The sequence below is a fragment of the Streptomyces sp. NPDC030814 genome (assembly GCF_055572155.1).
Window position 1 is genome coordinate 119155 of sequence record NZ_JBVIDX010000019.1, and the last position, 24038, is coordinate 143192.

Genomic DNA, 24038 nt, shown 5'->3' on the forward strand with positions numbered 1-24038 from the left:
CCTTGCATCAGACCCCCGGCGTCCGGCGGGACCCTTGCATCAGACCCCCGGCGGACCCACCTGTCACACCCCCAGCGCCGCCAGCCGCTGCTCGACCCGCTCGGGCGCGTACAGGTACTCGACGACCTGGGCGCCCGCCCCGATCAGACCCGCCCGCTCACCCAGCCGGGAAGTGACCACGTCCAGGTGGGCCGTGGAGCGGGGCAGCGCCCGTTGGTAGAGGAGTTCGCGCACGCCCGTGAGGAAGGGAGTTCCGGCCAGGTCTCCGGCGATCATCAGCACGCCGGGGTTCAGCAGGGTCACGACCGTCGCCAGCACGTCCCCCACGGCCCGGCCCGCCTCCCGCGCCAGCGCGGTCGCCCCCGGGTGCCCGGCGACCAGCAGATCGCGCACGTCCGAGCCGGAGGCCGCCGGAACCCCGGCCTCGCTCAGCCGCCGCGCGACGGCACCGCCGCTCGCGACCGCCGCCAGACAGCCGTAGGACCCGCACTTGCACAGCGCGTCCGCGCCGCCGGGCACCCGGATGTGGCCGATGTCGCCGGCGCCGCCGTCGACGCCCCGGTAGATCGAGCCGCCGACCACCACGCCGGCGCCGATACCCGTGGACACCTTGACCAGCGCGAACGCCGAGCAGTCCGGGTATCCCGTGCGCTGTTCGCCGTACGCCATGAGGTTGGCGTCGTTGTCGACGAGGACCGGGACACCGGCGGGGCCGGCCGCGTGGTCGGTGAAGGCGCGGGCCAGCCGGCCGCGTATGTCGTAGCCGTCCCAGCCGGGCATGATCGGCGGCTGCACCACCCGGCCGGTGTCCGTGTCCACCGGGCCGGGGACGGCGAGCCCGATGCCGCAGACCGCGCCGGCCGACTGCCCCGCCTTCTCCAGCAGTTCGGCGAACCAGCGCCCCAGTTCGTCCAGGACGGCCTCGGGGCCGTCCTCGATGACGAGCGTGCCGGTGTGCTCGGCCTGCAACTCGCCGGTGAGGGAGAGGACGGCGGCGCGGGCGTGACGGGTGTCGAGGTCTGCGGCGAGGACGACCGCGTGCTCGTCGTCGAACTCCAGGGTGATGGAAGGGCGTCCGCCGAGCGGCGAGCCGACCGGGCCGCCGGCGCCCTCGCGGAGCCAGCCCGCGCGGAAGAGCCGGTCCAGACGCTGGCCGACGGTGGCCCGGGACAGGCCCGTGGCCTGCTGGAGCGCGCCGCGGGTGGTGGCCCGGCCGCTGCGGACCAACTCCAGCAGGTCTCCTGCACCGGCGTGACTACCCACCTTCACTACCTCCCGTTCGCGCGGTCACTCACACGATCATCCCCGGCATCGGGGGCGGGCGGCGCGCCCCTCAGGGGATCGTGCGCGCACCGTTCCGCTCGACCTCTGCCGCTCACCCTCTTGCGTTCACCAACTCTGCATTACATATTGAGTTTTGCGTGTTAAATAGGCGTAACCCTACGGTAGCCACTGCCGAACCGGTCGGCACCTTGTCCTCGGGGAGCCCTGAGTGGACCGCACAACCCAGCTCACCGCCCGCCGACCAGGCACGGGCGTCCGCCGTGATGGCGCTGTATACGATCCGGGCGGCCCGCCCGGATCCCTGCACCGCGGGGCGGCCGAGGTGCTGGAGGGCAACTGGACGGGGACGTCCACGGTGCCGTCCCGCCGGCTGTATCCGCACCAGTGGTCGTGGGACTCGGCGTTCATCGCGATCGGGCTGCGCCATCTGTCGCCGCTGCGGGCGCAGACCGAGCTGGAGACGCTGCTCGACGCGCAGTGGGGGGACGGACGGATCCCGCACATCGTCTTCAACCCCTCGGTACCGCTGGAGGCGTACTTCCCGAGCCCCGACTTCTGGCGCTCCTCGACCGCGGGGCGCGCTGCGGGCGCCCCGCGCACCACCGAGACCTCCGGCATCGTGCAGCCGCCGGTGCACGCGCTGGCCGCGTGGCTGGTGCACCGCTCGGACCCGGGGCTCTCCCGGGCGCGCGGCTTCCTGCCCCGGGTGTATCCGCGGCTCGCGGCCTGGCACCGCTATCTGCTGCACCGCCGGGACCTGGGCGGCGGCGGGCTGGCCTCGGTCGTCCACCCCTGGGAGCAGGGCATGGACAACAGCCCCGCCTGGGACGCGCCCCTGTCCCGGGTGGCCCCGGCCCCGGCCCGCTCGTTCCGCCGCGCCGACCTGGACCACGGCGCGGCCGGGGACCGTCCGACGGATCTGGACTACGGGCGGTACGTGCGGCTGGCGACGGACTACCGGGACGGGGGGTACGCCGACGGACGGAGCGGGTTCGCCGTCGAGGACCCCGCCTTCAACGCCCTCCTCATCGCCTCCGAGCACGCCCTCGCCCGTATCGCCGCGGAGTTGGGGGCGACCGGCACGGCACGCGACGCCCGCGCCGAGCGGCTGACGGCCGCCCTGGTGGAACGGCTGTGGGATCCGGCGCAGGGGATGTTCTTCTGCCGGGACGTCATCGATGACGCCCTCGTTCCCGAGCGCGGCGTCTCCGGTCTGCTCCCCCTGCTCCTCCCCGGCCTCCCCCGTGAGATCGTCGCCGCCCTCGTGCGGACGGTGCACGGGCCGCACTTCGGACTCGGGGACACGACCCGGCTCGTGCCGTCGTACGACCTCAGGGGTGAGGCGTTCGATCCGCACCGGTACTGGCGGGGCCCCGCCTGGTTCAACACCAACTGGATGCTGGAGCGAGGGCTCAGGATCCACGGGGAGCTGGGGCGGGCGGACGCCCTGCGGACGGCGCTGCTGGAGACCGCGGGCGCGTCCGGGTTCGCCGAGTACGTCGACCCGTACACCGGCGAGCCGTGCGGCGCCCTCGGCTTCAGCTGGACCGCCGCGCTCGCCCTCGATCTGCTGCACCAGGACGACCACGGTCTCCGAAGCGGCGACGGACCGGACCACGCCGGCGACCAGCACCACGACCACGCCGGATTCGACACGTGCGACATGAGTGACCAGGGAGGGGACCGGGGATGACGGACCGGCATCATCTGCTCGTGCGCGGCGGGACGTTCGCCGCCGTGGGCGACAGCGGCGACATCAGCGGGCGGCGGGGCGGCAGCTCCCCGGACGGGTTGTTCGTACGGGACGCCCGGCATCTGAGCCGGTGGCAGCTCACCGTCGACGGCGCGGTCCCCGAGACGCTCACTCCGGTGGGCGACGGCGACTCCGCGCGGTGTGTGCTCGTCCCCCGGGGCGGTCGCCAGGAGCCGCCCGCGTACACGCTCTTCCGGGAACAGGCCGTCGCCGACAGCTCGTTCGTCGAGTCGCTCGGCGTCACCAGCAACCGTCCGGTGCCGACGACGGTCCGGATCGCGCTCACCGTGGACGCGGACTTCACCGACCAGTTCGAGCTGCGCTCCGACTTCCGTACGTACGCCAAGACCGGTGCCGTGAGGGGGCGTGAGGTTCTCGACGACGGGGTGGAGTTCAGCTACCGGCGCGGTGAGTGGCGGTCCTGCACGACGGTCACGGCCGAGCCCGCGCCGGACGCCGTGGAGGAGACGGGAACGGGCGCGCGACGCCTCGTCTGGGCCCTGGACCTGGAGCCGCACGGCTCCGTGGAACTGATCCTGCGGGTGATGGCCAGGCCGCACGGCGACCGGCGCCCCCTGCGGGTGCCGGCCTCCCCGGCCGCCGTGACGCACCAGGTCCTCGCCGCGGAGGGCGAGTTCATGGCGGGTGTCGCCTTCCCGACCGGCTGGCCCGAGCTGGCCGCCGCCTGTGCACGCGGCCTCGCCGATCTCGCCGCGCTCCAGGTGCCCGCGACCGGCCCGGACGGCGAGAACCTGCGGGTGCCCGCCGCCGGAGCGCCCTGGTTCCTCGCCCTCCTCGGCCGCGACGCCCTGCTGACCTCGCTGTTCACCCTGCCCTACCGCCCGGAACCGGCCGCCGCCACGCTCCTCGCCCTCGCCGCCACCCAGGCCGCCGAGATCGGCGTGGACGCCATCGCCCAGCCAGGCAAGATCGTCCACGAGGTACGGCACGGCGAGCTGGCCCACTTCGGGCAGGTGCCGTACGGCCGCTACTACGGCTCGGTCGACGCCACGCCGCTGTTCCTCGTCCTGCTCGGGGCGTATGTGGAGCAGACCGGTGACGTCACCCTGGCCCGTCGGCTGGAGTCCCACGCCCGGGCCGCGGTCGGCTGGATGCTGGACCACGGCGGCCTCACCTCCCGCGGCTACCTCGTCTACCGTGCGGACCAGGGCGGCCTCGCCAACCAGAACTGGAAGGACTCCCCCGGAGCCATCTGCTCCGCCGACGGCAGCCGCCCGCCCGCCGGGCCGGTGATGGCGGCGGGCGCCCAGGGCTACGCGTACGACGCGCTGCGCCGGACCGCCGCGCTGGCCCGTACGGTCTGGGAGGACGAGGTCTACGCGGCCCTCCTCGAACAGGCCGCCGGTGATCTCCGCGACCGTTTCCAGCGGGACTTCTGGATGCCCGAACACGACTTCCCGGCGCTGGCACTGGACAGCGAGGGGCGCCGGACGGACGCGCTCGCCTCCGACGCGGGGCATCTGCTGTGGTCGGGGCTGCTGGACAAGGAGTACGGAAAGACGGTCGGCCGGCGGCTGCTCGAACCCGACTTCTTCTCCGGGTGGGGCGTGCGGACCCTGGCCGCGGGGCAGCCCGCGTTCCATCCGCTGTCGTACCACCGGGGTTCCGTCTGGCCGCACGACAACGCGCTGATCACCCTGGGTCTGGCCCGGTACGGGCTGCACGACGAGGCCCGCACGGTCGCGGGCGGCCTGGTGGACGCGGCCACGGCCATGGGGCACCGGCTGCCGGAGGTGCTCGCCGGGTACGGCAGGGACACCCACCCCGAGCCGGTGCCGTACCCGCACGCGTGTGTGCGGGAGTCCCGCTCGGCGGCGGCTCCGCTGGCGCTGCTGACCGCGGTCGGGGGTGCGTAGGGCCGGCCCCCGGGGGCGCCCCTGGCGCGCCGCGCCTCAGGGCAGGTCCGCCAGCAGCCTTCCCGCTGTCTCCCTCGCCTCCGCCTCCGTGCCCGCCCATGCCACCGTCGCTCCCGGCGCCGTCGGGGGCCCGTGGGCGGTCCAGGTGTCCCAGTAGCTGCGGATCCTGCCGTAGCGGTCGGGGACGAGGACGTGCGGGAGGGCGAGGAGGAGGCCGAGGACATGGCCGTGGAGGCGGTCGGTGACGGCGACCCGGCCGGACGTCAGCAGGCGGCAGCCGCGCGCGAGTTGAAGGCGGGCGAGGCCGTCGTAGGCGGCGAGGAGACCGGGTACGGCTCCCGCCGGGTCGCCCGAGGAGGCCCGGCACAGGGCGCGGGCCCGGCACCGCCACAGGGTCTCCTTCGCCTGCCGCCACTTGGCGTCCGCGGTCTCGTGGGTCCAGTCGACGACGTACGGGCCGCCGCTCCGTCCGCCGGCCGTGCCCCGCCCGGCCGGCGAACCCTGCCCGGACTCCTTGTCCTCCCGGGCCAGCCAGACGACGTCATGGCTGGCCGCGCCGCCGGTCAGCGCGTCCGGGGGCACCGCTACGGCGAGGTCGGGGACGAGCAGCGCGGGCGCCTCGAAGACGGTGCGGCAGCGGTGCAGGCTCCGCCGGTCGCGCAGCAGCAGCGTGAGGTCGGGGTGGGCGTCGAAGACCCGCCGGGCGCGGGTGAGGCCGGCGTGGTCCGTGAAGTGGGCGGACTGGGGCAGCTGGAGGATCCGACGGTCGGGGAAGTCGCGCAGCACCCGCTCCCGCAGCAGCTGGCTGTCCTTCCGGAGATCACCGAGGGTGCCGCCGCCCGTCAGCATGATCGGCCCCTCCGGCACACACGCCGTGAGGTGCGCGGCGTCGTACGACATGAGGTCGCAGGCGTAGCGCACCTCCGCCCCGAGCGCGCCGAGCAGGGCCCGCTGGCCGAGCCAGACCGCGCTGTCGCCGACGTTGGAGGTGAGCGGGGCGCCGATGACCGCGCACCGGGTGCCGACGGGCACGAGCCGGTCCAGGACGGTCAGGAGGTAGGAGACATGGTGGGAGCAGTGCGGGACGTAGGCCGGCGGGGGCGGGGACGGCACGGGAGGCGGGGAGGGGCGGCTCGGCCGTGCCGCCGGCTTCCGCGCGGTCCGACGGGTGGGCCTCTTCGTCGTCCTCTTCGATGCCTCGTTCGCTCCGCACACCGAAACGCGCTACCCGGACATTTCCCCACTCATTCCGAGATGACGGAAACCGGCCGCACAACGACCGGAACACCGGCGAAACAGGGCAACAGGCCCTCATTCGTGTCCAGTTGCGGGCAGCGGCCGGGAGCGCGGTACGGCTCGGTCAGCCGCCGGACGTGTCGAGTTCGGCTTCCTCGCCGACGCCCGCGCAGTCATAGGGGTCCCTGAGCCAGCCGTCGGGGAGGACGACGCGGTTGTTTCCGGAGGTGCGGCCGCGGGGACCGTCGGCGCCGGCCGGCCACGGCTGGTCCAGGTCCAGCTCGTCGAGTCCCGCGCGGAGTTCGGCGAGGGACGAGGTGACGGCGAGCCGTTTGCGCATCTCGGAGCCGACGGCGAAGCCCTTGAGGTACCAGGCCACGTGCTTGCGGAAGTCGACGACCCCCTTGGACTCGCCCGCCCGTCTCCCGCCACCACCCTCAACGGTGGCCCTTTGGGCCGCCCCACCCTTCTCGATCCACTCGCCGAGGAGGGTGGCGTGCCGGACCATGACGTCGGCCACCTCGCGCAGCGACGGACGCGCGATGTCCTGCGTACGGCCCTCGAAGGCCGCCACCAGGTCCGCGAACAGCCACGGCCGGCCCAGGCAGCCGCGCCCCACGACCACGCCGTCGCAGCCGGTCTGGCGGACCATGCGCAGCGCGTCCTCGGCCGACCAGATGTCGCCGTTGCCGAGGACGGGGATCTCGGGGACGTGCTCCTTCAGCCGGGCGATGGCGTCCCAGTCCGCCGTGCCGCCGTAGTGCTGGGCGGCGGTGCGGCCGTGCAGGGCGATGGCGGTGACGCCCTCCTCGACGGCGATACGGCCGGCGTCGAGGTAGGTGATGTGGTCGTCGTCGATGCCCTTGCGCATCTTCATGGTGACCGGAAGGTCGCCGGCACCGCCGACGGCCTCCCGGAGGATCGCGCGCAGCAGGTTCCGCTTGTACGGGAGGGCGGAGCCGCCGCCCTTGCGGGTGACCTTGGGGACGGGGCAGCCGAAGTTCAGGTCGATGTGGTCGGCGAGGTCCTCCTCCGCGATCATGCGGACGGCCTTGCCGACGGTCACCGGGTCCACGCCGTACAGCTGGATCGAGCGCGGCTTCTCGGTCGCGTCGAAGTGGATCAGCTGCATGGTCTTCTCGTTGCGCTCGACCAGCGCCCTCGTCGTGATCATCTCGCTGACGAAGAGCCCCTTGCCGCCGCTGAAGCCCCGGCACAGGGTACGGAAGGGCGCGTTCGTGATCCCGGCCATGGGGGCCAGGACGACGGGCGGGGTGACGGTGTGCGGGCCGATCTGCAGCGGCGCGGCGGCCGTGGTCGAGGCGGGGGTCGAGGGCGTGGGCATTCCCCCATTGTCCCGCACGCCGCCAGAGCCCCGTCCCGGGGCCGATGGCGGCCTCGGGACGGGGCCGATGGCGGCCTCGGGACGGGGCCGATGGCGGCCTCGGGACGAGGCCTCCTCGGGACGGGGCTTCGACGGACACCCCATTCATTAGTTAGGCGCACTATCGACTTGGGCGTACGATGGAGTACATGCCCGAGCTCAGCCGTCGCCACCATCTGCTGGTGCTCGCGATCTGCTGCACCAGTCTCCTGATCGTGAGCCTGGACAACACCGTCCTCAACGTCGCCCTGCCCACCCTGCAGCGCGACCTGGACGCGAGCGTCGCCGGTCTCCAGTGGACGATCGACGCGTACACCCTGGTCCTGGCCTCGCTGCTGATGCTGGCGGGCTCCATGGCGGACCGGATCGGACGCAAGCGGGTCTTCATGGCGGGGCTCGTCGTCTTCGGCCTCGGCTCGCTGCTCTGCTCCCTCGCCCCGAACCTCGACGCGCTCGTGGTGTTCCGGATGGTGCAGGCGGTCGGCGGTTCGATGCTCAACCCGGTCGCGATGTCGATCATCACCAACACGTTCACCGCCCCGCGTGAGCGCGCCCGGGCGATCGGGGTGTGGGGCGCGGTGGTCGGCATCTCGATGGCGGCCGGGCCGATCATCGGCGGTGTCCTGGTGGAATCGGTCGGCTGGCGCTCGATCTTCTGGATCAATCTCCCGGTCGGTCTCGCCGCCCTCGCGCTGACCTGGCGGTTCGTCCCTGAGTCCCGCGCGCCCAAGGCCCGCCGCCCCGACCCCGTGGGACAGCTCCTCGTCATCGCGCTGCTCGGTTCGCTGACGTACGCGATCATCGAGGCGCCGACCGCGCCCGCTGGGCGGACCCTGGCCTTCGGCGGTGCGGCCCTCGCCGCGCTGCTCGGCCTGCTCCGCTACGAGCCCCGCCGTGACGAACCCCTCATCGACCTGCGCTTCTTCCGCTCGGCTCCGTTCAGTGGGGCGACCGTGATCGCGGTCAGCGCGTTCGCGGCGCTCGGCGGTTTCCTGTTCCTGTCGACGCTGTACCTGCAGAACGTACGCGGGCTGGACGCCCTGCACGCCGGGCTGTGGATGCTCCCGATGGCCTTCCTGTGCTTCGTGTGCGCGCCGGTCGCCGGGCGGCTGGTCGGCAACCGGGGTCCTCGGCTGCCGTTGCTCGTCGCGGGAGTGACGATGACCGCGAGCGGGGTGCTCTTCGCCGCGTTCCAGGCCGAGACGGCGAACGTCACCCTGGTCATCGGGTACGTCCTCTTCGGCATCGGCTTCGGCTTCGTCAACGCGCCCATCACCAACACGGCGGTCTCCGGCATGCCCCGCGCCCAGGCCGGTGTCGCCGCCGCCGTCGCCTCCACCAGCCGGCAGATCGGCCAGACCCTGGGCGTCGCCGTGATCGGGGCGGTGCTGGCGGCGGGCGTGGGGGCGTCCTCGTACGCCGAGTCGTTCGGCTCGGCGGCCCGCCCCGCGTGGTGGATCGTCGCCGCGTGCGGCTTCGCCGTACTGGCCCTGGGCGCCCTGACCACCGGCACCTGGGCCCGCGGCACGGCCGAGCGGACGGCCGCCCGGCTGGAGTCGGCGGAGGTACGGGACGCGGCGGGCGTCGGGTCGTAGGCGGGCTACGGTGCCTTGTCTCTGCCCAGGCGGGATCCAAACGACAGGGCCTGGTTCCGGTCGGCCAGCGCCTCCTGGCGGTACTCCGTGGGCGGGACGCCGTACGCGGCGCGGAAGGCGCGGGTGAAGTCGGAGGCGCGGGGATAGCCCCAGCGGGCGGCGATGACGTGGACCGGCGTGGTGCGCAGGGAGCGGTCGGCGAGGTCGCGGTGGGCGCCTTCCAGGCGGCGGCCGCGGATCCAGGCAGCGACCGTCTCGCCCCGGGTGTGCTGCTGGAAGACACGGTGCAGATAGCTGACGGAGATGTGGTGCGCGGCGGCGATCACCGGCGGCGTCAGCTCCGGGTCGTGCAGGTTCTGCCGGATGAACGCGGTGATGCGCCGGGCGAGGGCCTCCTGGCGGGTCTCCGGCGGCAGCGCGGCCTCCGCGTCCAGCGCCTGGCCCAGTACGGCGGACACCAGGTCGAGGACGACCGTGCCGAGGCGAGGCGCGTCGGACGGGCTGAGGGTGTCGGCCTGCCGTTCCAGGCCGAGCAGGAAGTCCGTCAGCAGGGCGGCGATGCCCTCCCGGCCCGGTATGCCGCGGCCCAGCAACTCCTCCACGCGGTCCGGCGGGAGCGGCAGCAGCGCCTTGGGGAAGTCGACGCCCACGCCCCGCACGGGCGCGGGCCGCAGGTCGTCCGTCGGCCGGAGGTCGTACGGCTGCGAACTGTCGGCGAGGTGCAGGTCGAACGCGCCGAACGTGCCGTTGCGTCCGGCGTGATCGAGGGTCAGCTCGCCGTCCAGCAGCAGCGACAGGTGGTACAGCTCGGGGTCGGACTGGCGCACCATCCGCTGGCTGCGCCGGTAGCGTGTCGGCAGGAACGAGGTGGGCCACACGGTCACCGGGCCCAGCTCCATCAGCCGGAACTCCGCCCAGAAGTCGGCGGTGTGAGCGCTGATGATGTCGCTGGGCGAGCGCATCCGGCCGACCATCTCCCGCCAGTGGTCGAACCTGTCGTCCGCCGGCACGTCCTCGCTACGGAACACCGTCCCGATCATCGCGTCCCAATCTCCGCCGCCCTGCCTGTCTCAAAACAGCCGTCATCCTCGCACGCGGTACCCGCGCGGCCGTCACTCGGGGATCGCAGCGGCATCGCGTGCGGAGGACGCGGGTCCGCCGGCCCCCGCCCGCCGACCGGCCGGCGGGACGGTGCCCGCGCTGGGCGTCGCGCGCGGTTCGGCGCGAGGGGTGGGACAACTCATGGCCGGAAGCGCCCTGTTGATGTTGGTCTTGCTGCACACTCCTCACGGGCAGCGGTCGGTGAAAAGCCGACGACCCTCGAAGTGTCGGCTGGAGAGGTCATGTCGGAGATCAACTCGAGCAAGGTGAGCCGCTGGGACCAGCACGGGCGGCAGCATGTGGTGCGGGTCCAGCGCTCCGGGGTGCAGCGCACGATCCGATGCGACACCTGCGGCTGGCGCAAGGGTGCGCAGTTCCTGCCGTGGCTGAAGGCCGAGGAGCACCTCGCCGAGGCCCACCAGGCGACGGTGGACCCCACGGGCTCCTGAACCGGCCGGGAGGTCAGGCCGGTTCGTCGAGGGCTTCGGCGACCCGGTCCATCACCCGCTGCCAGTGCGCCCTGCGCCGCTCACGTTCCTCGGCGCTCGCCATCCGCTCCTGATGGAAGCGGAGGACGGCCCTGCCGCCGGCGGCGGGCGAGACGGTGACCTGGACGGTCGTGTCGCCGTACGTCACCCGGATGCGGTCGCCGGGTCGGTACCCGCGCACCTCGCCGCCGGCCCCCGCGTCGGTGGTGTACGGGGCGCCGCGCTCGGGGGTGAGCCGCGCCCCGGCCCCGAGCCACAGCTCCAGCCCTCGCGGCCCGCTGATGAACTCCCAGACGACGGAGGGCGGTTCGGAGAGGGTGCGGGAGACGCCGATCTCCCATCCCGCGTCCTGGGTGAGTCCGGTTGTCGCCATGGGATCACTCCTCGTTCGGGTCGGGCTCTGCCGTGCGGCGCGCGCGGTGGGCGCGTACCTTGCTGCGGTTGCCGCAGTGCTCCATGGAGCACCAGCGGCGGCGGCCGGGCCGCGAGGTGTCGACGTAGATCAGGTAGCAGCGCTCTCCGGAGCACATGCGTATGCGGTCCGCGTGGGGCCCGGTGAGCAGGTCGACGGCGTCGCGGGCGACGGTGGAGGCGAGCCGGGTCCCGCTCGCCGGGTGGGGCGACCAGCACCGGGCGCCGCCCTCGCCGATGGCGGGGGCGAGCGACGGCCAGGCGGCCGCGTCGTTGATGACGTGCAGGTCGGCCGGGTCGGCCGCCGGGATGTCCAACTGGGGCAGCCCGCCTTCATGGAGGCGGGACACCACGGTGCGCAGCAGGGCGTCGCGCAGCCGCCGGATGTGCTCCACGTCGGCGTCGGTGAGTTCCAGGGTCGAGGGGGTGGGCGTGAGCCGGGACCGTCCGACCCAGGCGGCCAGGTCCTCGGGGGTGTGCAGCACCTCGTAGCGGGTGAGGGCGCCGGGGCCGCCGGTGACGAGGAGTTCCAGGCAGAGGGCGCCCGGATCGAACCGGAATTCATGGCCGGTGTACGACCGCAGGCGGATTCCCGGCCCCTCAGGGGACCCTTCCGGCGTGGCTGCTGTGGACGGCGAGGGCATGTAACCACTATAACCGGTTACATGACTGCCGCACTGAGCTGGAAACTGGTCATCGACACGGGGGACGCCCAGCACCTGGCCGATTTCTGGGCCGCCGCGCTGGGCTACGAGGTGGAGGACCCGAGCGCGCTGATCGCCCATCTCCGCTCCACGGGCGACCTCCCGGAGGAGGCCGTCGGCGAGCACGACGGCCACACCGTCTTCCGCGGCTACGCAGCCGTCCGCCACCCCGACGACCCGTACGACCCCTTCACCGGCATCGGCCGGGGCCGCCGCCTCCTCTTCCAGGACGTCCCCGAGCCGAAGACGGTGAAGAACCGCCTCCACATCGACGTCCACGCCGAACCCGGAGGCCTGGACGAGCTCGTGGCCCGGCTGGAGAACCTGGGCGCGACCCGGCTGCACGAGGTGAACAAGGGCCCGGCGGGTCACTGGTGGGTGATGCACGACCCGGAGGGCAACGAGTTCTGCGTCGCCTAGTGCTGTGACCGGAAAGGTTCACCGGCTCGCGGCGCCCGGCACGGCACCTCGCCGCGTTGTCGCAGCACCCGCGTACATCCCGTACGCGGGTGATACTCCGCCTTGCGATGCTCCCCCACTGCCTGAACGGCGTGCGAGGTGCCGCCGGCACCGGACGCCGCGAGCTGTCCGGCACACCTTTCCGGTCACAGCACTGGCAGGGAGGAACGCGCACGCCGAGCACCGAACAGCGAGCCTGGCACCTGGCACCTGGCACCTGGCACCTGACGCCGAGCGCCGTGCGCCGTGCGCGCCTCGCGGCTCAGGCCCGCAGGCCCCGGACCACCAGGTCCACGACGGCCTCGAACTCGGCGTCGATGTCCGGCCGTCCCCACTCCTGGGCGTAGCCGGGGTCGTGGAAGCGGGCGGTGGCGTGGAAGACGGCGCGGGCGGTGACCGTCGGGTCGGTGGCGGCGAAGGCGCCGGTGTCCGCCCCGTCGCGGATGATCCGGGCCAGCTGGCCGGTCAGGTCGGTGATGTGGGCGCCGACGGCCTCGACGTTCTCACCGGTCAGTACCTGGTAGGTGGCGAACAGCTCGGGGTCGTCGCCCGCCTTGCGCCGCTTGGCCGTGAAGAGCGCGGCGAGCCAGTCGCGCAGCCGGGCCTCCGGGTCGCGGTCCTCGGCGGCGACGCCGGTCAGGGACGCGGACGTACGGTCCAGCCACCGCTTGGTGACCGCCTCCCGCAGCGCCGCCTTCGTACGGAAGTGGCGGTAGACGCTGCCATGGCTGACGCCGAGCGCGCGGGCGACGTCGACCACGGTGGCCTTGGCCGGGCCGTGGCGGCGCAGTACTTCCTCGGTCGCTTCGAGGATGCGCTCGGGGGTCAGGGTCTCGGTGGTCGGCGCCATATCCGGAACCGTACCCGGAGCGGGGTTCAGCGCTCGCTGTCGAGGTGTGCCATCTGGGCCGCCGGGTAACGGTCGCCCACCGCCGCGCCGGCCGGGACGGCCTCCTCGATCGCCGCGAGGTCGGCCGCATCCAGCCGCACCTCCAGCGCGGCCAGCGCCTCGGCCAGCCTGTCCCGGCGGCGGGCGCCCACCAGCGGGACGATGTCCTCGCCGCGTGAGAGGACCCAGGCGATCGCGATCTGCGCGACAGTCACGCCCTTCTGCTCGGCGATCTTCCGCAGCGCCTCGACCAGATCCAGGTTGTGCCGGAGGTTGTCGCCCTGGAAGCGGGGCGAGAAGGCCCGGAAGTCGCCCGCCGCCAGCTGCCGGTCACGGGTGAAGTGGCCGGAGATCAGACCGCGGGAGAGCACCCCGTACGCCGTGACGGCAATGCCCAGTTCGCGGGCGGTCGGCAGGATGTCGTCCTCGATGCCGCGCGAGATGAGGGAGTACTCGATCTGCAGGTCGGTGATCGGGGCGGTGGCCGCGGCACGGCGGATGGTCTCCGCGCCGACCTCGCTGAGACCGATGTGCCGCACGTACCCCTTCTCCACCAGTTCGGCGATCGCGCCGACCGTCTCCTCGATCGGGACGTCGGGGTCGACGCGGGCGATCCGGTAGATGTCGATGTGGTCCGTGCCGAGGCGCTGGAGCGAGTACGCGGCGAAGTTCTTCACGGCGGCAGGCCGGCCGTCGTAGCCGGCCCAGCCGCCGTCCGGGTCGCGCAGGGCCCCGAACTTGACGCTGAGCAGCGCCTGTTCCCGGTGCGCGGCCGGTGCGGCGCGCAGGGCCTCGCCGATCAGCAGCTCGTTGTGGCCCATTCCGTAGAAGTCGCCGGTGTCGAGCAGGGTCACCCCGGCTTCGAGGGCCGCATGGATGGTGGCGATGGACTCGGCCCGGTCGGCCCCGCCGTACAGCGCGGACATGCCCATGCAGCCGAGACCGAGGGCGGAGACCTGGGGGCCGGTGGTTCCGAGGGTGCGCATTGGCGTCGTCATGCCACCACCCTGACATGACAGCTGACAGATTTCAATATCTGTCAGCTGTCATCTGTCACTCGATTCTCAGGGCCGCCGTCAGCCCTGCCGCAGCGGTATCGCCAGATCGATCACCTGCCTCGCCTTCGGGAAGCTCCCCAGCGCGCTCGCCTTCCCGGTCAGCAGGTTCACGCCGAACACCCGCGACCCGGTGACCGCGTACCCCGCGTTCACCCCGTTCCGGCCGGAGCCGTAGATGTCGAACCCGGCGGTCGGCGGCACGTCGACGCCGAGCCCGCCGGTGGGCGCGAGGTTCCCCGCGTTGGCCGGGGACTGCACGGAGATCCGGTCCAGCGCGGTGTCGAGGTCGAAGAGCGTGGTGGCGGTGCCGGCGTCCAGGTCGTTGTTGGTGTACGCCACCCCGGTCACCCCCCGCGCGGTCGCGCCGCCGGTGGCGGGCGGGACCGGCGGGTTGATGAGGGTGCCGTCGACGGCGGTCGTCCCGGCGGCCGGGGCGCCTTGCAGGTCGTCGAGATTGTGGCGGAGGTTCTGCCCGGTGTCGCTGATCACCCGGAGCCGGTTGGCCGCCGGGTTGAAGTCGACGCCGTACGAGCGGCCCCGGAGTGCCACCGAGAGCTGCGAGACCTTGGTGGCCCTGGCGCCCGCCTCACGCAGCGTGTAGATGCCGCCCCTGTCCCCGACGCCGTACAGCTTGTTGTCCTGGACGCGGTAGTCGATGCCGACGAGCTTCGTGTCGCCCTTGAGGCCGCCGACCCTGCCGAGCGGGACGGCGGCACCGGGGTTGTCGACGCGGAAGACGACGAGCCGCTGGTCGGCGGTGAGCCCGATGGCCTTCAGCCCGCTCGGGACCCGCGCCCCGCCGGCCGGGACACCGCCCTTGGCCTCGACACCGGCACCACTGCCGGCACCGGCCGCGTCAGTCGCCGACCCGGACATCGACGCCTCGGAGATCGACGCCTCGGACATGGACGCCCCGGACGCCGGTGACGATCCATCCAGCACCCCCGATCCGACCGCGCCGACCGTGCCGATCGCGACGGCCATGGTGAGTACGCCGATGACTGCCTGCTTGCGCATGTGCGCCCCCGTGGAAGATGCGCGGCCCGCCCCCTGCGGGCCTCATGCCCTTCCCTTCGGAGCGGGGACGGACAGGGATGGGTGCGGCGTACGGGAAATTTCCGGGAACTACGGAAGTCGTCCTGACGTTCCGTTGGACACGGTTCGTCCGCTCTCGGACAATGCGAAGGGTCGGGGCGCGGTCACGGCGCCCCGCCGGCCGCGCGGCTCCCTGGAGGGCGCATGACCATCCGTATCGCCACCTTCAACGCCGAGAACCTCTTCCGCCGACCCAAGGTGTTCGGCCTTCAGGATCCCGAGCGACGCAAGGAGATCCTGGACGACTTCAGCGAACTGGTCGCCCTCCTCGACAAGGACATCTACCAGGAGGCGGACAAGGAGCGGATCGCCGAACTGATCGTGAGGCACGGCGCACACGACTCGACCGAGGGCGGTGACCGTCCGTTCCTCATCAACCAGCCACGGGGCGGCGCCAAGTTGTTCACGGTCGGCCGGCCGGGTGGCTCCGACATCCGGATCGTCGCCAAGGGCCGTTCGAAGTGGGCGGGTTGGGCCGAGATGGTACGCGGCGACCTCAGCTGGCAGGCCGTGGAGAACACCGCCCGGGTGATGGCGGAGGTCGACGCGGACATCCTGCTCACCGTCGAGGTGGAGGACCGCATCACCCTGGACCGCTTCAACTCCCAGGTCCTCGGCGCGGCGCTGGGCAACCGCCCCTATCCGTTCAACCTGCTGGTCGACGGCAACGACAGCCGGGGCATCGACGTGGGCATCCTCAGCCGCTTCCCGATCACGTCCGTGCGGTCGCACATCTTCGACCCGGGCGAGTCCGGGCAGCCGGTGTTCAGCCGGGACTGCCCCGAGTTCGAGATCGAGGTCCCGGGCGAGCCCCTGTGGATCCTCGGCAACCACTTCAAGAGCAAGGGCTTCGGCCGTGCCGCCGAGAACGACGAACGTCGCAAGGCACAGGCCCGGCGCGTCAAGGAGATCTACGAGGCGGCGCTGAGCCGTTCGCCCCGCGTCGTCGTCGCCGGCGACCTCAACGACTCACTCGACAGCGCCCCCGTCAAGCTCCTCCTCGACACCGGCCTCCGCGAGGCGATGACCCACGACAGCTACGACGGGGTCCTGCCGGGCACCCATGGCACCGGCAAACGCGACGAGCAGAAGCTCGACTACCTCCTGCTCTCCCCCGACCTGTGGTACACGGTGACCCATGTGGGCGTGGAACGCCGGGGCATCTGGGCCCCCAGGACCTTCCCGTCCTTCACCACGGTCACCTCGAAGATCGACCAGGCCTCGGACCACGCGGCCCTGTTCGCGGATCTGAACCTTTAGGGCGCCGCAAAACGAAACAGTCCCCGGCCCCGGTGCAGGGGCGCGGGGAACTGCGCGGCCGGCCGCGAACGAACCCGCGGCCGGCCGACAACACAGGCCGGGCAGACGCCGACCCGCGAAAACGACCTAGCAGCCGATGAGCCGCCCGGCGAGGTACCCCTCGATCTGGTCGAGCGACACCCGCTCCTGCTTCATCGAGTCACGCTCACGAACAGTGACCGCGTTGTCGTCGAGCGTGTCGAAGTCCACGGTCACGCAGTACGGCGTACCGATCTCGTCCTGGCGGCGGTAACGGCGCCCGATCGCACCCGCGTCGTCGAACTCGATGTTCCAGTGCTGCCGCAGCGCCTGCGCGAGACCCTTGGCCTTCGGGGACAGCTCGGCGTTGCGGGAGAGAGGAAGCACCGCGACCTTCACCGGGGCGATGCGGTGGTCCAGGCGGAGCACCGTCCGCTTCTCCAGCTTGCCCTTGGCGTTGGGCGCCTCGTCCTCGGTGTAGGCGTCGAGCAGGAACGCCAGCATCGTGCGGCCGACACCGGCGGCGGGCTCGATGACGTACGGGGTGTAGCGCTCGCCGGCCTCCTGGTCGAAGTAGAAGAGGTCCTGGCCGGAGGCCTTGGAGTGCGCGGTGAGGTCGTAGTCCGTGCGGTTGGCGACGCCCTCCAGCTCACCCCACTCGTTGCCGCCGAACTGGAAGCGGTACTCGATGTCGGCGGTGCGCTTGGAGTAGTGGGAGAGCTTCTCCTTCGGGTGCTCGTACCACCGCATGTTCTCCTCGCGCAGACCCAGGCCGGTGTACCAGTTCCACCGCTCCTGCATCCAGTACTCCTGCCACTTCTCGTCCTCGCCCGGCTTGACGAAGAACTCCATCTCCATCTGCTCGAACTCGCGGGTGCGGAAGATGAAGTTGCCCGGCGTGATCTCGTTGCGGAAGGACTTGCCCATCTGGGCGATGCCGAACGGGGGCTTCTTGCGCGAGGTGGTCTGCACCTGGGCGAAGTTGGTGAAGATGCCCTGGGCGGTCTCGGGGCGCAGGTAGGCGATCGAGCCGGTGTCCTGGGTGGGACCGAGGTGGGTGGAGAGGAGACCCGAGAACTGCTTGGGCTCGGTGAACTGGCCCTTGGTGCCGCAGTTCGGGCAGTTGATGTCCGCGAGGCCGTTCTCCGGCAGGCGGCCCTTCTTCGCCTCGTAGGCCTCCTCCAGGTGGTCCGCGCGGAACCGCTTGTGGCAGGAGGTGCACTCGGTGAGCGGGTCGGAGAAGGTGGCGACGTGACCGGAGGCGACCCAGACCTCGGAGGCCAGGATGACGGACGAGTCGATACCGACCACGTCCTCGCGCGACGTCACCATGTAGCGCCACCACTGGCGCTTGAGGTTCTCCTTGAGCTCGACACCCAGCGGTCCGTAGTCCCAGGCGGCCTTCTGGCCGCCGTAGATCTCACTGCACGGGAATACGAAGCCACGGCGCTTGCTCAGGCTGACGATGGTGTCGATCTTGTCGGCGGCCACGGTGCTCTCTTCATTACGACGACGGGCGACGAAGCGATGCGCTTCAGAGCGAATGCTTCAGGTTACCGGCGGAGGCTGCCTTCCAATCAAATCGGTTCGGGATCAGACCGGACATAGGCCTTACCCAGGGCTTACCAACAGGCTTGTTGACAATCGTTTCCAGAAAAGCTGAAAATGACTGTCATGAACGTAGTACGACGACGCCTCCTGATACCCGCGGCGGCGACCGCGGCCGCCGCCCTCAGCCTCACCACCCTTTCGGCCTGCTCCACCGACAGCGCCGCCGCGGGCAACACGGACAAGTTCGACGTCGTCGCGTCGTTCTACCCGATGGCCTTCCTCGCCGAGCAGATCGGCGGGAAGCACGTGAACGTCACCAACCTCACCGAGCCCGGCCAGGAGCCCCACGACCTGGAGATCAGTGCCCAGCAGACCGCGCAGCTCCAGGAGTCGGACGCGGTCCTGTATCTGAAGGGCCTCCAGCCCGCCGTCGACGACGCCGTCGACCAGTCGGGGATCAAGACGAAGATCGAGGCCACCTCGCTGACCTCCCTGGAGGAGCACGGCGACGAGGTCGGCGGGCACGCCGCCGAGCACGACGACCACGAGCACGAGGAACTGTCGGGCAAGGACCCCCACGTCTGGCTCGACCCGGTGAAGTACGCCGAGATCGCCAAGGGCGTCGGCGCCGCCTTCGAGAAGGCCGACCCGGACCACGCCTCCACGTACAAGACCAACACCGAGGCCCTGGTCGAGAAACTCGGCGCGCTGAACGACCAGTTCGAGGGCGGTCTGAAGAACACGAAGACCAAGGTGTTCATCACCACCCACGCCGCCTTCGGCTACCTCGCCGAGCGCTACGGTCTCATCGAGGAGGCCATCTCCGGCCTCGACCCCGAGTCCGAGCCGAGCGCCGCCCGCGTCCGGGAACTCGAGAAGATGGCGAAGGCCGACGACGTCACCACCGTGTTCTACGAGACACTGGTCAGCGACAGGACCGCGAAGACCATCGCCGCCGACGCCGGACTGAAGACGGACGTCCTCGACCCGATCGAGGGCATCACCGAGAAGTCCCGCGGCAAGGACTACTTCTCGGTCCAGGAAGCCAACCTCAAGGCGCTTCAGACGGCCCTGGGAGCCAAGTGATCATCCGGAGGAAGCAGGCATGACCGAGCCCGTCATCTCGTTGCGCGGAGTACGCGCCGAACTGGGCTCGCGCACGGTCCTGCGCGGCATCGACCTCACCGTGAACCGCGGTGAGGTCGTCGCCCTGCTCGGCGCCAACGGTTCCGGCAAGTCCACCGCCGTCCGCACGGTGATCGGCCAGGTGCCGGTCACCGAGGGCGAGATCGAACTCTTCGGCACCCCGAGGCGCCGGTTCCGCGACTGGCGGCGGCTCGGCTACGTACCGCAGCGCACCACGGCCGCGGGCGGCGTGCCCGCGACGGTGACGGAGGTCGTCACCTCGGGCCGGCTCTCCCGCGCCCGCCTCGGCATCCTCCGCAGGCCCGACCACGAGGCGATCCGCCGGGCCATCGACCTCGTCGGCCTCACCGACCGGGCCAAGGACTCCGTGAACGCCCTCTCCGGCGGCCAGCACCAGCGCGTCCTCATCGCCCGTGCCCTCGCCTCCGAACCCGAACTGCTGATCATGGACGAGCCGATGGCGGGCGTCGACCTGGCCAGCCAGGAGGTGCTGGCGCGCACCCTGCGGGGCGAGGTCGCCCGCGGCACCAGCGTGCTGCTCGTCCTGCACGAGCTCGGCCCGCTGGAGCCGCTGATCGACCGCGCGGTCGTCCTGCGCGACGGCTGCGTCCTGCACGACGGCCCGCCCCCGAAGGCGGTCGGCCAGCACGCGCTGCCCGGCCACGACCACGTCCACCCGCACGCGGCACCCGGCACCGAACCGGTCCGCACGGGTCTGCTGAGCTAAGAAGGCACCGATCATGGAAATCCTGAACTACGCCTTCATGCAACGGGCCCTGCTCGCCGCCGTCCTCGTCGGCATCACCGCCCCCGCGATCGGCGTCTACCTCGTCCAGCGCCGCCAGGCCCTCATGGGCGACGGCATCGGCCATGTCGCGATGACCGGCGTCGGCCTCGGCTTCCTGCTCTCCTGGTCCCCGGTCTGGATGGCGACCCTGGTGTCCGTGCTGGGCGCGGTGCTCATGGAGCTGATCCGCTGGTACGGCAGGACACGCGGCGACATCGCCCTCGCCATGCTGTTCTACGGGGGCATGGCGGGCGGTGTGATGCTCATCAACCTCGCGCCCGGCGGCACCAACGCCAACCTGATGTCGTTCCTCTTCGGCTCCCTGTCGACCGTGTCACAGGAGGACATCACCGCGATCTGCGTCCTGGCCGCGTTCGTGATCGTGATGACGCTCGCACTGCGCCGGCAGCTGTTCGCCGTCAGCCAGGACGAGGAGTTCGCCCGGGTCACCGGTCTGCCGGTGCGGGCGCTGAACCTGCTCACGGCGATCACGGCGGCGGTGACGGTGACGGTCGCCATGCGCGTCGTCGGCCTGCTGCTGGTGTCGGCGCTGATGGTGGTGCCGGTCGCGGCGGCACAGCAGCTCAGCCGCAGCTTCGCGGCGACCTTCGCGATCGCCGTGGCCATCGGGGTGTCCGTGACCATCGGCGGCACCGTCACCTCGTACTACCAGGACGTGCCGCCCGGCGCGACGATCGTGCTGCTCGCCATCGCCGCGTTCATGCTGCTGACGGCGCTGGCGACACCGCTGGCCAGGCGGCGCGCCAGGGCACTGGAGACGGCCGCGGGCGATCCCGCGGAGTGTGTGATCCCGGCGGCCGGCGACGCCGCCGGGGCGGGGGGCGCCAGGGACACGGTTCCGGCCGGCCGGAGCTCCGCCGAGGGCTCCGCCGGCTGACCGGCGTCCGAACGGGGCCCTGCCGGGCTGGCACAATGGCCCGGCAGGACCGCGACATGAGGAGGCAACGGTGACGACCGCTGGACCTGTACGAGGTCGTTCCACCCGGCAGCGGGCGGCCGTGGCCGCGGCACTCGACGAGGTCGACGAGTTCCGCAGCGCGCAGGAACTCCACGACATGCTGAAGCACCGTGGGGACTCGGTGGGGCTGACCACCGTGTACCGCACGCTGCAGTCCCTCGCGGACGCCGGTGAGGTCGATGTCCTGCGGACGTCCGACGGGGAGTCCGTGTACCGGCGGTGCTCCACCGGGGAGCACCACCATCACCTGGTGTGCCGTAAGTGCGGCAAGGCCGTCGAGGTCGAGGGGCCCGCTGTGGAGAAGTGGGCGGACGCGATCGCTGCGGAGCACGGGTTCGTGAATGTGGCCCACACGGTGGAGATCTTCGGCACGTGCGCGGACTGCGCTCGCGCGTCCGCGGGTGCCGAGTAAGCGCCGGTCGCGTCCCTGGGTGCCGAGTGAGCGCCGATCGCGACCGCGAGTTCGTGGGGGCTGGGCGCGCAGTTCCCCGCGCCACTAGCTGGGTCGGCTGAGCCTCTTGTCGAGAAGGGCTCGCAGGGCGTCCACATCTCTCGTGACCCTCTTCGGGAGCAGGATGGGTGCCGGGGCGTACTCGTGCGCGTCCAGGAGGACGAAGGTGCCGCGGGTCTCCGCGTAGCGGGTGATCTCGCTCCAGCGGGACATGCGGGGCGCGCCCCGGTCCGTGGTGGTCGTCACGCCCCAGAGGTCCAGCACCGTGCGGTGCAGGCCCCTGGCCGCCGCCCGGCGGTGCAGGCGGCGGGCCTGGGCCCGGGGCAGCACGATCAGGCCCACGAGGGCCGCGGCCAGGCCCGCGAGGGCCTGGGCGCCCGGGGTGCCGCCGAGCGCCAGGGAGACGGCGGCGACGAAGGCCCCCGCGCCGGCGGCGAAGAACAGCAGGCCCTGCCCCCAGCGGCCGGCGGCCGAGGCCCGCGTGGCGACGCGCAGCGCCTCGCGGAAGTCCCCGACCGTCGCGTGGTACACCAACTCGACGTGCTCCCCACCGGCCTCGGCCACGGGTCAGTCCTCCTGTCGCCCTTCCATCGCCAGCAGTTCCTCGTTGGGGATGGCGCCGCCGAAGCGGCGGTCGCGGGAGGCGAACTCCACGCAGGCGCGCCAGAGGTCGCGGCGGTCGAAGTCCGGCCAGAGGACGTCCTGGAAGACCATCTCCGCGTACGCGCTCTGCCAGAGCAGGTAGTTGGAGGTGCGCTGCTCCCCGCTGGGGCGCAGGAAGAGGTCCACGTCCGGCATGTCGGGGTAGTAGAGGTACTTCGCGAAGGTCTTCTCGGTGACCTTGGAGGGGTCGAGCCGTCCGGCCCGGACGTCCTCCGCGAGGGCCTGCGCGGCGTCGGCGATCTCGGCGCGGCCGCCGTAGTTCATGCAGAAGTACAGCGTCAGCAGGTCGTTGCCCTTGGTCTGCTCCTGGGCGACCTGGAGTTCCTTGGCGACGGACTTCCACAGTTTGGGCATCCGGCCCACCCAGCGGACCCGGATGCCGAGTTCGTCGAGCTGGTCGCGGGTCTTGCGGATGAAGTCGCGGTTGAAGTTCATCAGGAAGCGGACCTCGTCGGGCGAGCGCTTCCAGTTCTCGGTGGAGAAGGCGTAGAGGGAGATGTTGCGCACGCCGATCTCGATCGAGCCCTGGAGGACGTCGAGGACGCGCTCGGCGCCGACCTTGTGGCCCTCGGTGCGCGGCAGCCCGCGCTCCTTGGCCCAGCGGCCGTTGCCGTCCATGACGATCGCCACGTGCTGGGGGACGAGTTCGCCGGGGAGCTTGGGCGCGCGGGCACCGGACGGGTGCGGCTCGGGCGTCTTGTACTCGCGGCGCTGACGCCCCAGGAACCCGCGTACCACCATGTGTGTCTCGTCTCCTCTGTGGTGCTTGCGGCGCTGTGGCCGCTCAGGACTTTTCCACGTACCGAAGGGAGCGCAGTCCGCGCTCCAGATGCCAGTGCAGATAGGCGGACACCAGTCCGCTCCCCTCCCTGACATACCGCGGCTCACAGGCGTCCGCGGTCGCCCAGTCCCCCGTCAGCAGCGCGCCGAGGAGTTCCAGGGCCTGCGCAGAGGGTACGACGCTGCCGGGTACCCGGCAGTCCACGCAGACCGAACCGCCCGCCGCGACCGAGAAGAACCGATTGGGTCCGGGCAGCCCGCACCTGGCGCAGTCGCTGAAGGTGGGCGCGTAGCCGTTGACGGCGAGGGAGCGCAGCAGGAAGGCGTCGAGGACGAGATGCGGGGCGTGTTCGCCGCGGGCGAGGGTGCGCAGCCCGCCGACGAGCAGCAGGTACTGCTGCACGGCGGGCTCGCCCTCGTGGTCGGTGAACCGTTCGGCCGTCTCCAGCATGGCCGTCCCGGCGGTGTAGCGGGCGTAGTCGGTGACGATGCCGCCGCCGTAGGGGGCGATCGTCTCGCTCTGGGTGCACAGGGGCAGCCCGCGGCCGATCAGCTCGCTGCCCCGTGCGAAGAACTGCACGTCCACATGGGAGAACGGCTCCAGCCGCGCCCCGAACTTCGACTTGGTGCGCCGCACCCCGCGGGCCACGGCCCGTACGCGTCCGTGACCGCGGGTGAGCAGCGTGATGATCCGGTCCGCCTCGCCCAGCTTCTGGGTGCGCAGCACGATGCCGTCGTCGCGGAACAGACTCATGGGGCCCATTCTCGCCTACGACGGCGCCGCGACGGACCGTGCTCAGGGGGCGGGATTCAAGGGACCTCCCCGCGGTTGCGGCCGTTGTCGTGGGCGGTCGCGGCGCGCAGCCGCTCCGTCGTCGTCGCGGCCCGTACGGCCCTGGGCGGGCAGTCCCACTCCCGTCCGCCGCCCACGGGCCGTAGTTGGACGTACGGCCCCTCGTGGCCCATGACGCGGCCGACTTGCCCGGTGCGGGTGTCCACCGCATAGGTGCCGATCGGCGGCTTCCTGCCGTTGCCGTTCACCGCGGGGCCGCCGCAGGCTGTCCCGGTG

General features: G+C 71.9%; 24 protein-coding genes. 10 read left to right on the plus strand and 14 right to left on the minus strand.

Annotated features, from left to right (window positions below; translation table 11 throughout):
• Positions 1-63 precede the first annotated feature (63 nt).
• Positions 64-1263 carry an ROK family transcriptional regulator gene (locus ACZ43N_RS31375; RefSeq protein WP_468102425.1) on the minus strand — a complete coding sequence of 400 codons (1200 nt, stop codon included), beginning with the start codon at positions 1261-1263 and terminating at the stop codon, positions 64-66.
• Positions 1264-1492: 229 nt separating this feature from the next.
• Here ACZ43N_RS31375 and ACZ43N_RS31380 point away from each other — a divergent pair, with 229 nt between their 5' ends.
• Complete coding sequence (locus ACZ43N_RS31380) at positions 1493-2977, plus strand: MGH1-like glycoside hydrolase domain-containing protein (RefSeq protein WP_468102426.1); 1485 nt, start codon at positions 1493-1495, stop codon at positions 2975-2977.
• Entirely contained in the window at positions 2974-4914 is a 1941-nt protein-coding gene (locus tag ACZ43N_RS31385) for an amylo-alpha-1,6-glucosidase (RefSeq protein WP_468102427.1), read from the plus strand. The genes ACZ43N_RS31380 and ACZ43N_RS31385 overlap by 4 nt, the downstream gene beginning before the upstream one ends.
• Before the next feature lie 36 nt (positions 4915-4950).
• Here the strand turns inward: ACZ43N_RS31385 and ACZ43N_RS31390 are convergent, their stop codons facing one another.
• Entirely contained in the window at positions 4951-6027 is a 1077-nt protein-coding gene (locus tag ACZ43N_RS31390; RefSeq protein WP_468102428.1) for a polysaccharide pyruvyl transferase family protein, read from the minus strand.
• A gap of 247 nt (positions 6028-6274) precedes the next feature.
• On the minus strand, positions 6275-7495 hold the full coding sequence (gene dusB, locus ACZ43N_RS31395; RefSeq protein ID WP_468102429.1) for a tRNA dihydrouridine synthase DusB: 1221 nt from the start codon (positions 7493-7495) through the stop codon (positions 6275-6277).
• Positions 7496-7683: 188 nt separating this feature from the next.
• Here dusB and ACZ43N_RS31400 point away from each other — a divergent pair, with 188 nt between their 5' ends.
• Positions 7684-9129, plus strand: a complete 1446-nt coding sequence (locus ACZ43N_RS31400) for an MFS transporter (protein WP_468102430.1) — start codon at positions 7684-7686, stop codon at positions 9127-9129.
• Between the two features lie 5 nt (positions 9130-9134).
• On the opposite strand, the gene ACZ43N_RS31405 is transcribed toward ACZ43N_RS31400, so the two are convergent.
• Positions 9135-10169, minus strand: coding sequence for a helix-turn-helix domain-containing protein (locus ACZ43N_RS31405; protein WP_468102431.1), 1035 nt, complete (start codon positions 10167-10169; stop codon positions 9135-9137).
• Between the two features lie 303 nt (positions 10170-10472).
• Between ACZ43N_RS31405 and ACZ43N_RS31410 the strand changes: the two genes are divergently transcribed.
• Complete coding sequence (locus ACZ43N_RS31410; protein WP_468102432.1) at positions 10473-10679, plus strand: hypothetical protein; 207 nt, start codon at positions 10473-10475, stop codon at positions 10677-10679.
• 13 nt (positions 10680-10692) lie between these two features.
• On the opposite strand, the gene ACZ43N_RS31415 is transcribed toward ACZ43N_RS31410, so the two are convergent.
• Positions 10693-11091 (minus strand): SRPBCC domain-containing protein, encoded by a 399-nt coding sequence (locus ACZ43N_RS31415; protein ID WP_468102433.1) that lies wholly within the window; start codon positions 11089-11091, stop codon positions 10693-10695.
• Positions 11092-11095: 4 nt separating this feature from the next.
• Positions 11096-11773, minus strand: a complete 678-nt coding sequence (locus tag ACZ43N_RS31420) for a CGNR zinc finger domain-containing protein (protein WP_468102434.1) — start codon at positions 11771-11773, stop codon at positions 11096-11098.
• A gap of 21 nt (positions 11774-11794) precedes the next feature.
• Here ACZ43N_RS31420 and ACZ43N_RS31425 point away from each other — a divergent pair, with 21 nt between their 5' ends.
• Positions 11795-12253 (plus strand): VOC family protein, encoded by a 459-nt coding sequence (locus ACZ43N_RS31425; protein ID WP_468102435.1) that lies wholly within the window; start codon positions 11795-11797, stop codon positions 12251-12253.
• Positions 12254-12554: 301 nt separating this feature from the next.
• Here ACZ43N_RS31425 and ACZ43N_RS31430 read toward each other — a convergent pair whose 3' ends face one another.
• The 3 genes from ACZ43N_RS31430 to ACZ43N_RS31440 all read right to left on the minus strand — a co-directional run bounded on the left by ACZ43N_RS31430 (position 12555) and on the right by ACZ43N_RS31440 (position 15256).
• Entirely contained in the window at positions 12555-13142 is a 588-nt protein-coding gene (locus tag ACZ43N_RS31430) for a TetR/AcrR family transcriptional regulator (RefSeq protein ID WP_468102436.1), read from the minus strand.
• Between the two features lie 26 nt (positions 13143-13168).
• Positions 13169-14179 carry an aldo/keto reductase gene (locus tag ACZ43N_RS31435; RefSeq protein WP_468102437.1) on the minus strand — a complete coding sequence of 337 codons (1011 nt, stop codon included), beginning with the start codon at positions 14177-14179 and terminating at the stop codon, positions 13169-13171.
• 78 nt (positions 14180-14257) lie between these two features.
• Positions 14258-15256: a DUF4394 domain-containing protein gene (locus tag ACZ43N_RS31440; protein WP_468102438.1), complete on the minus strand. Its 999-nt coding sequence runs from the start codon at positions 15254-15256 to the stop codon at positions 14258-14260.
• A gap of 222 nt (positions 15257-15478) precedes the next feature.
• Between ACZ43N_RS31440 and ACZ43N_RS31445 the strand changes: the two genes are divergently transcribed.
• Positions 15479-16594: an endonuclease/exonuclease/phosphatase family protein gene (locus tag ACZ43N_RS31445; protein ID WP_468102439.1), complete on the plus strand. Its 1116-nt coding sequence runs from the start codon at positions 15479-15481 to the stop codon at positions 16592-16594.
• A gap of 126 nt (positions 16595-16720) precedes the next feature.
• On the opposite strand, the gene ACZ43N_RS31450 is transcribed toward ACZ43N_RS31445, so the two are convergent.
• Positions 16721-18103: a glycine--tRNA ligase gene (locus tag ACZ43N_RS31450; protein ID WP_468102440.1), complete on the minus strand. Its 1383-nt coding sequence runs from the start codon at positions 18101-18103 to the stop codon at positions 16721-16723.
• Between the two features lie 183 nt (positions 18104-18286).
• Here ACZ43N_RS31450 and ACZ43N_RS31455 point away from each other — a divergent pair, with 183 nt between their 5' ends.
• From ACZ43N_RS31455 to ACZ43N_RS31470, 4 genes are all read left to right on the plus strand, one after another.
• Positions 18287-19249 (plus strand): metal ABC transporter substrate-binding protein, encoded by a 963-nt coding sequence (locus ACZ43N_RS31455; protein WP_468102441.1) that lies wholly within the window; start codon positions 18287-18289, stop codon positions 19247-19249.
• A 19-nt stretch (positions 19250-19268) separates the two neighbouring features.
• The gene (locus ACZ43N_RS31460; protein ID WP_468102442.1) at positions 19269-20036 is read left to right on the plus strand and encodes a metal ABC transporter ATP-binding protein; all 768 of its coding nucleotides are present in this window, start codon (positions 19269-19271) and stop codon (positions 20034-20036) included.
• A 13-nt stretch (positions 20037-20049) separates the two neighbouring features.
• Positions 20050-20994: a metal ABC transporter permease gene (locus ACZ43N_RS31465; protein ID WP_468102443.1), complete on the plus strand. Its 945-nt coding sequence runs from the start codon at positions 20050-20052 to the stop codon at positions 20992-20994.
• Between the two features lie 70 nt (positions 20995-21064).
• Complete coding sequence (locus tag ACZ43N_RS31470) at positions 21065-21487, plus strand: Fur family transcriptional regulator (protein WP_468102444.1); 423 nt, start codon at positions 21065-21067, stop codon at positions 21485-21487.
• Positions 21488-21571: 84 nt separating this feature from the next.
• Here the strand turns inward: ACZ43N_RS31470 and ACZ43N_RS31475 are convergent, their stop codons facing one another.
• From ACZ43N_RS31475 to ACZ43N_RS31490, 4 genes are read right to left on the minus strand one after another with little or no spacing between them, the layout of a single operon-like run.
• Positions 21572-22090: a YcxB family protein gene (locus ACZ43N_RS31475; protein ID WP_468102445.1), complete on the minus strand. Its 519-nt coding sequence runs from the start codon at positions 22088-22090 to the stop codon at positions 21572-21574.
• 3 nt (positions 22091-22093) lie between these two features.
• Positions 22094-22930: an isoprenyl transferase gene (locus ACZ43N_RS31480; protein WP_468102446.1), complete on the minus strand. Its 837-nt coding sequence runs from the start codon at positions 22928-22930 to the stop codon at positions 22094-22096.
• Between the two features lie 43 nt (positions 22931-22973).
• A complete protein-coding gene (gene recO / locus ACZ43N_RS31485) occupies positions 22974-23723 on the minus strand; it encodes a DNA repair protein RecO (RefSeq protein ID WP_468070697.1) in 750 nt (249 codons plus the stop codon).
• 56 nt (positions 23724-23779) lie between these two features.
• Positions 23780-24010 carry a hypothetical protein gene (locus ACZ43N_RS31490; protein ID WP_468102447.1) on the minus strand — a complete coding sequence of 77 codons (231 nt, stop codon included), beginning with the start codon at positions 24008-24010 and terminating at the stop codon, positions 23780-23782.
• Between the last annotated feature and the right edge of the window lie 28 nt (positions 24011-24038).

Excerpts from the sequence above, each read along its gene's own strand:
- ACZ43N_RS31445 (WP_468102439.1), top strand. The coding sequence starts at position 15,479 with ATGACCATCCGTATCGCCACCTTCAACGCCGAGAACCTCTTCCGCCGA.
- ACZ43N_RS31480 (WP_468102446.1), bottom strand. The coding sequence starts at position 22,930 with ATGGTGGTACGCGGGTTCCTGGGGCGTCAGCGCCGCGAGTACAAGACG.
- ACZ43N_RS31430 (WP_468102436.1), bottom strand. The coding sequence starts at position 13,142 with ATGGCGCCGACCACCGAGACCCTGACCCCCGAGCGCATCCTCGAAGCG.
- ACZ43N_RS31440 (WP_468102438.1), bottom strand. The coding sequence starts at position 15,256 with ATGCGCAAGCAGGCAGTCATCGGCGTACTCACCATGGCCGTCGCGATC.
- ACZ43N_RS31465 (WP_468102443.1), top strand. The coding sequence starts at position 20,050 with ATGGAAATCCTGAACTACGCCTTCATGCAACGGGCCCTGCTCGCCGCC.
- ACZ43N_RS31435 (WP_468102437.1), bottom strand. The coding sequence starts at position 14,179 with ATGACGACGCCAATGCGCACCCTCGGAACCACCGGCCCCCAGGTCTCC.
- recO (WP_468070697.1), bottom strand. The coding sequence starts at position 23,723 with ATGAGTCTGTTCCGCGACGACGGCATCGTGCTGCGCACCCAGAAGCTG.
- ACZ43N_RS31455 (WP_468102441.1), top strand. The coding sequence starts at position 18,287 with ATGAACGTAGTACGACGACGCCTCCTGATACCCGCGGCGGCGACCGCG.
- ACZ43N_RS31410 (WP_468102432.1), top strand. The coding sequence starts at position 10,473 with ATGTCGGAGATCAACTCGAGCAAGGTGAGCCGCTGGGACCAGCACGGG.
- ACZ43N_RS31415 (WP_468102433.1), bottom strand. The coding sequence starts at position 11,091 with ATGGCGACAACCGGACTCACCCAGGACGCGGGATGGGAGATCGGCGTC.
- ACZ43N_RS31405 (WP_468102431.1), bottom strand. The coding sequence starts at position 10,169 with ATGATCGGGACGGTGTTCCGTAGCGAGGACGTGCCGGCGGACGACAGG.
- ACZ43N_RS31385 (WP_468102427.1), top strand. The coding sequence starts at position 2,974 with ATGACGGACCGGCATCATCTGCTCGTGCGCGGCGGGACGTTCGCCGCC.
- ACZ43N_RS31400 (WP_468102430.1), top strand. The coding sequence starts at position 7,684 with ATGCCCGAGCTCAGCCGTCGCCACCATCTGCTGGTGCTCGCGATCTGC.
- ACZ43N_RS31420 (WP_468102434.1), bottom strand. The coding sequence starts at position 11,773 with ATGCCCTCGCCGTCCACAGCAGCCACGCCGGAAGGGTCCCCTGAGGGG.
- dusB (WP_468102429.1), bottom strand. The coding sequence starts at position 7,495 with ATGCCCACGCCCTCGACCCCCGCCTCGACCACGGCCGCCGCGCCGCTG.
- ACZ43N_RS31425 (WP_468102435.1), top strand. The coding sequence starts at position 11,795 with ATGACTGCCGCACTGAGCTGGAAACTGGTCATCGACACGGGGGACGCC.
- ACZ43N_RS31460 (WP_468102442.1), top strand. The coding sequence starts at position 19,269 with ATGACCGAGCCCGTCATCTCGTTGCGCGGAGTACGCGCCGAACTGGGC.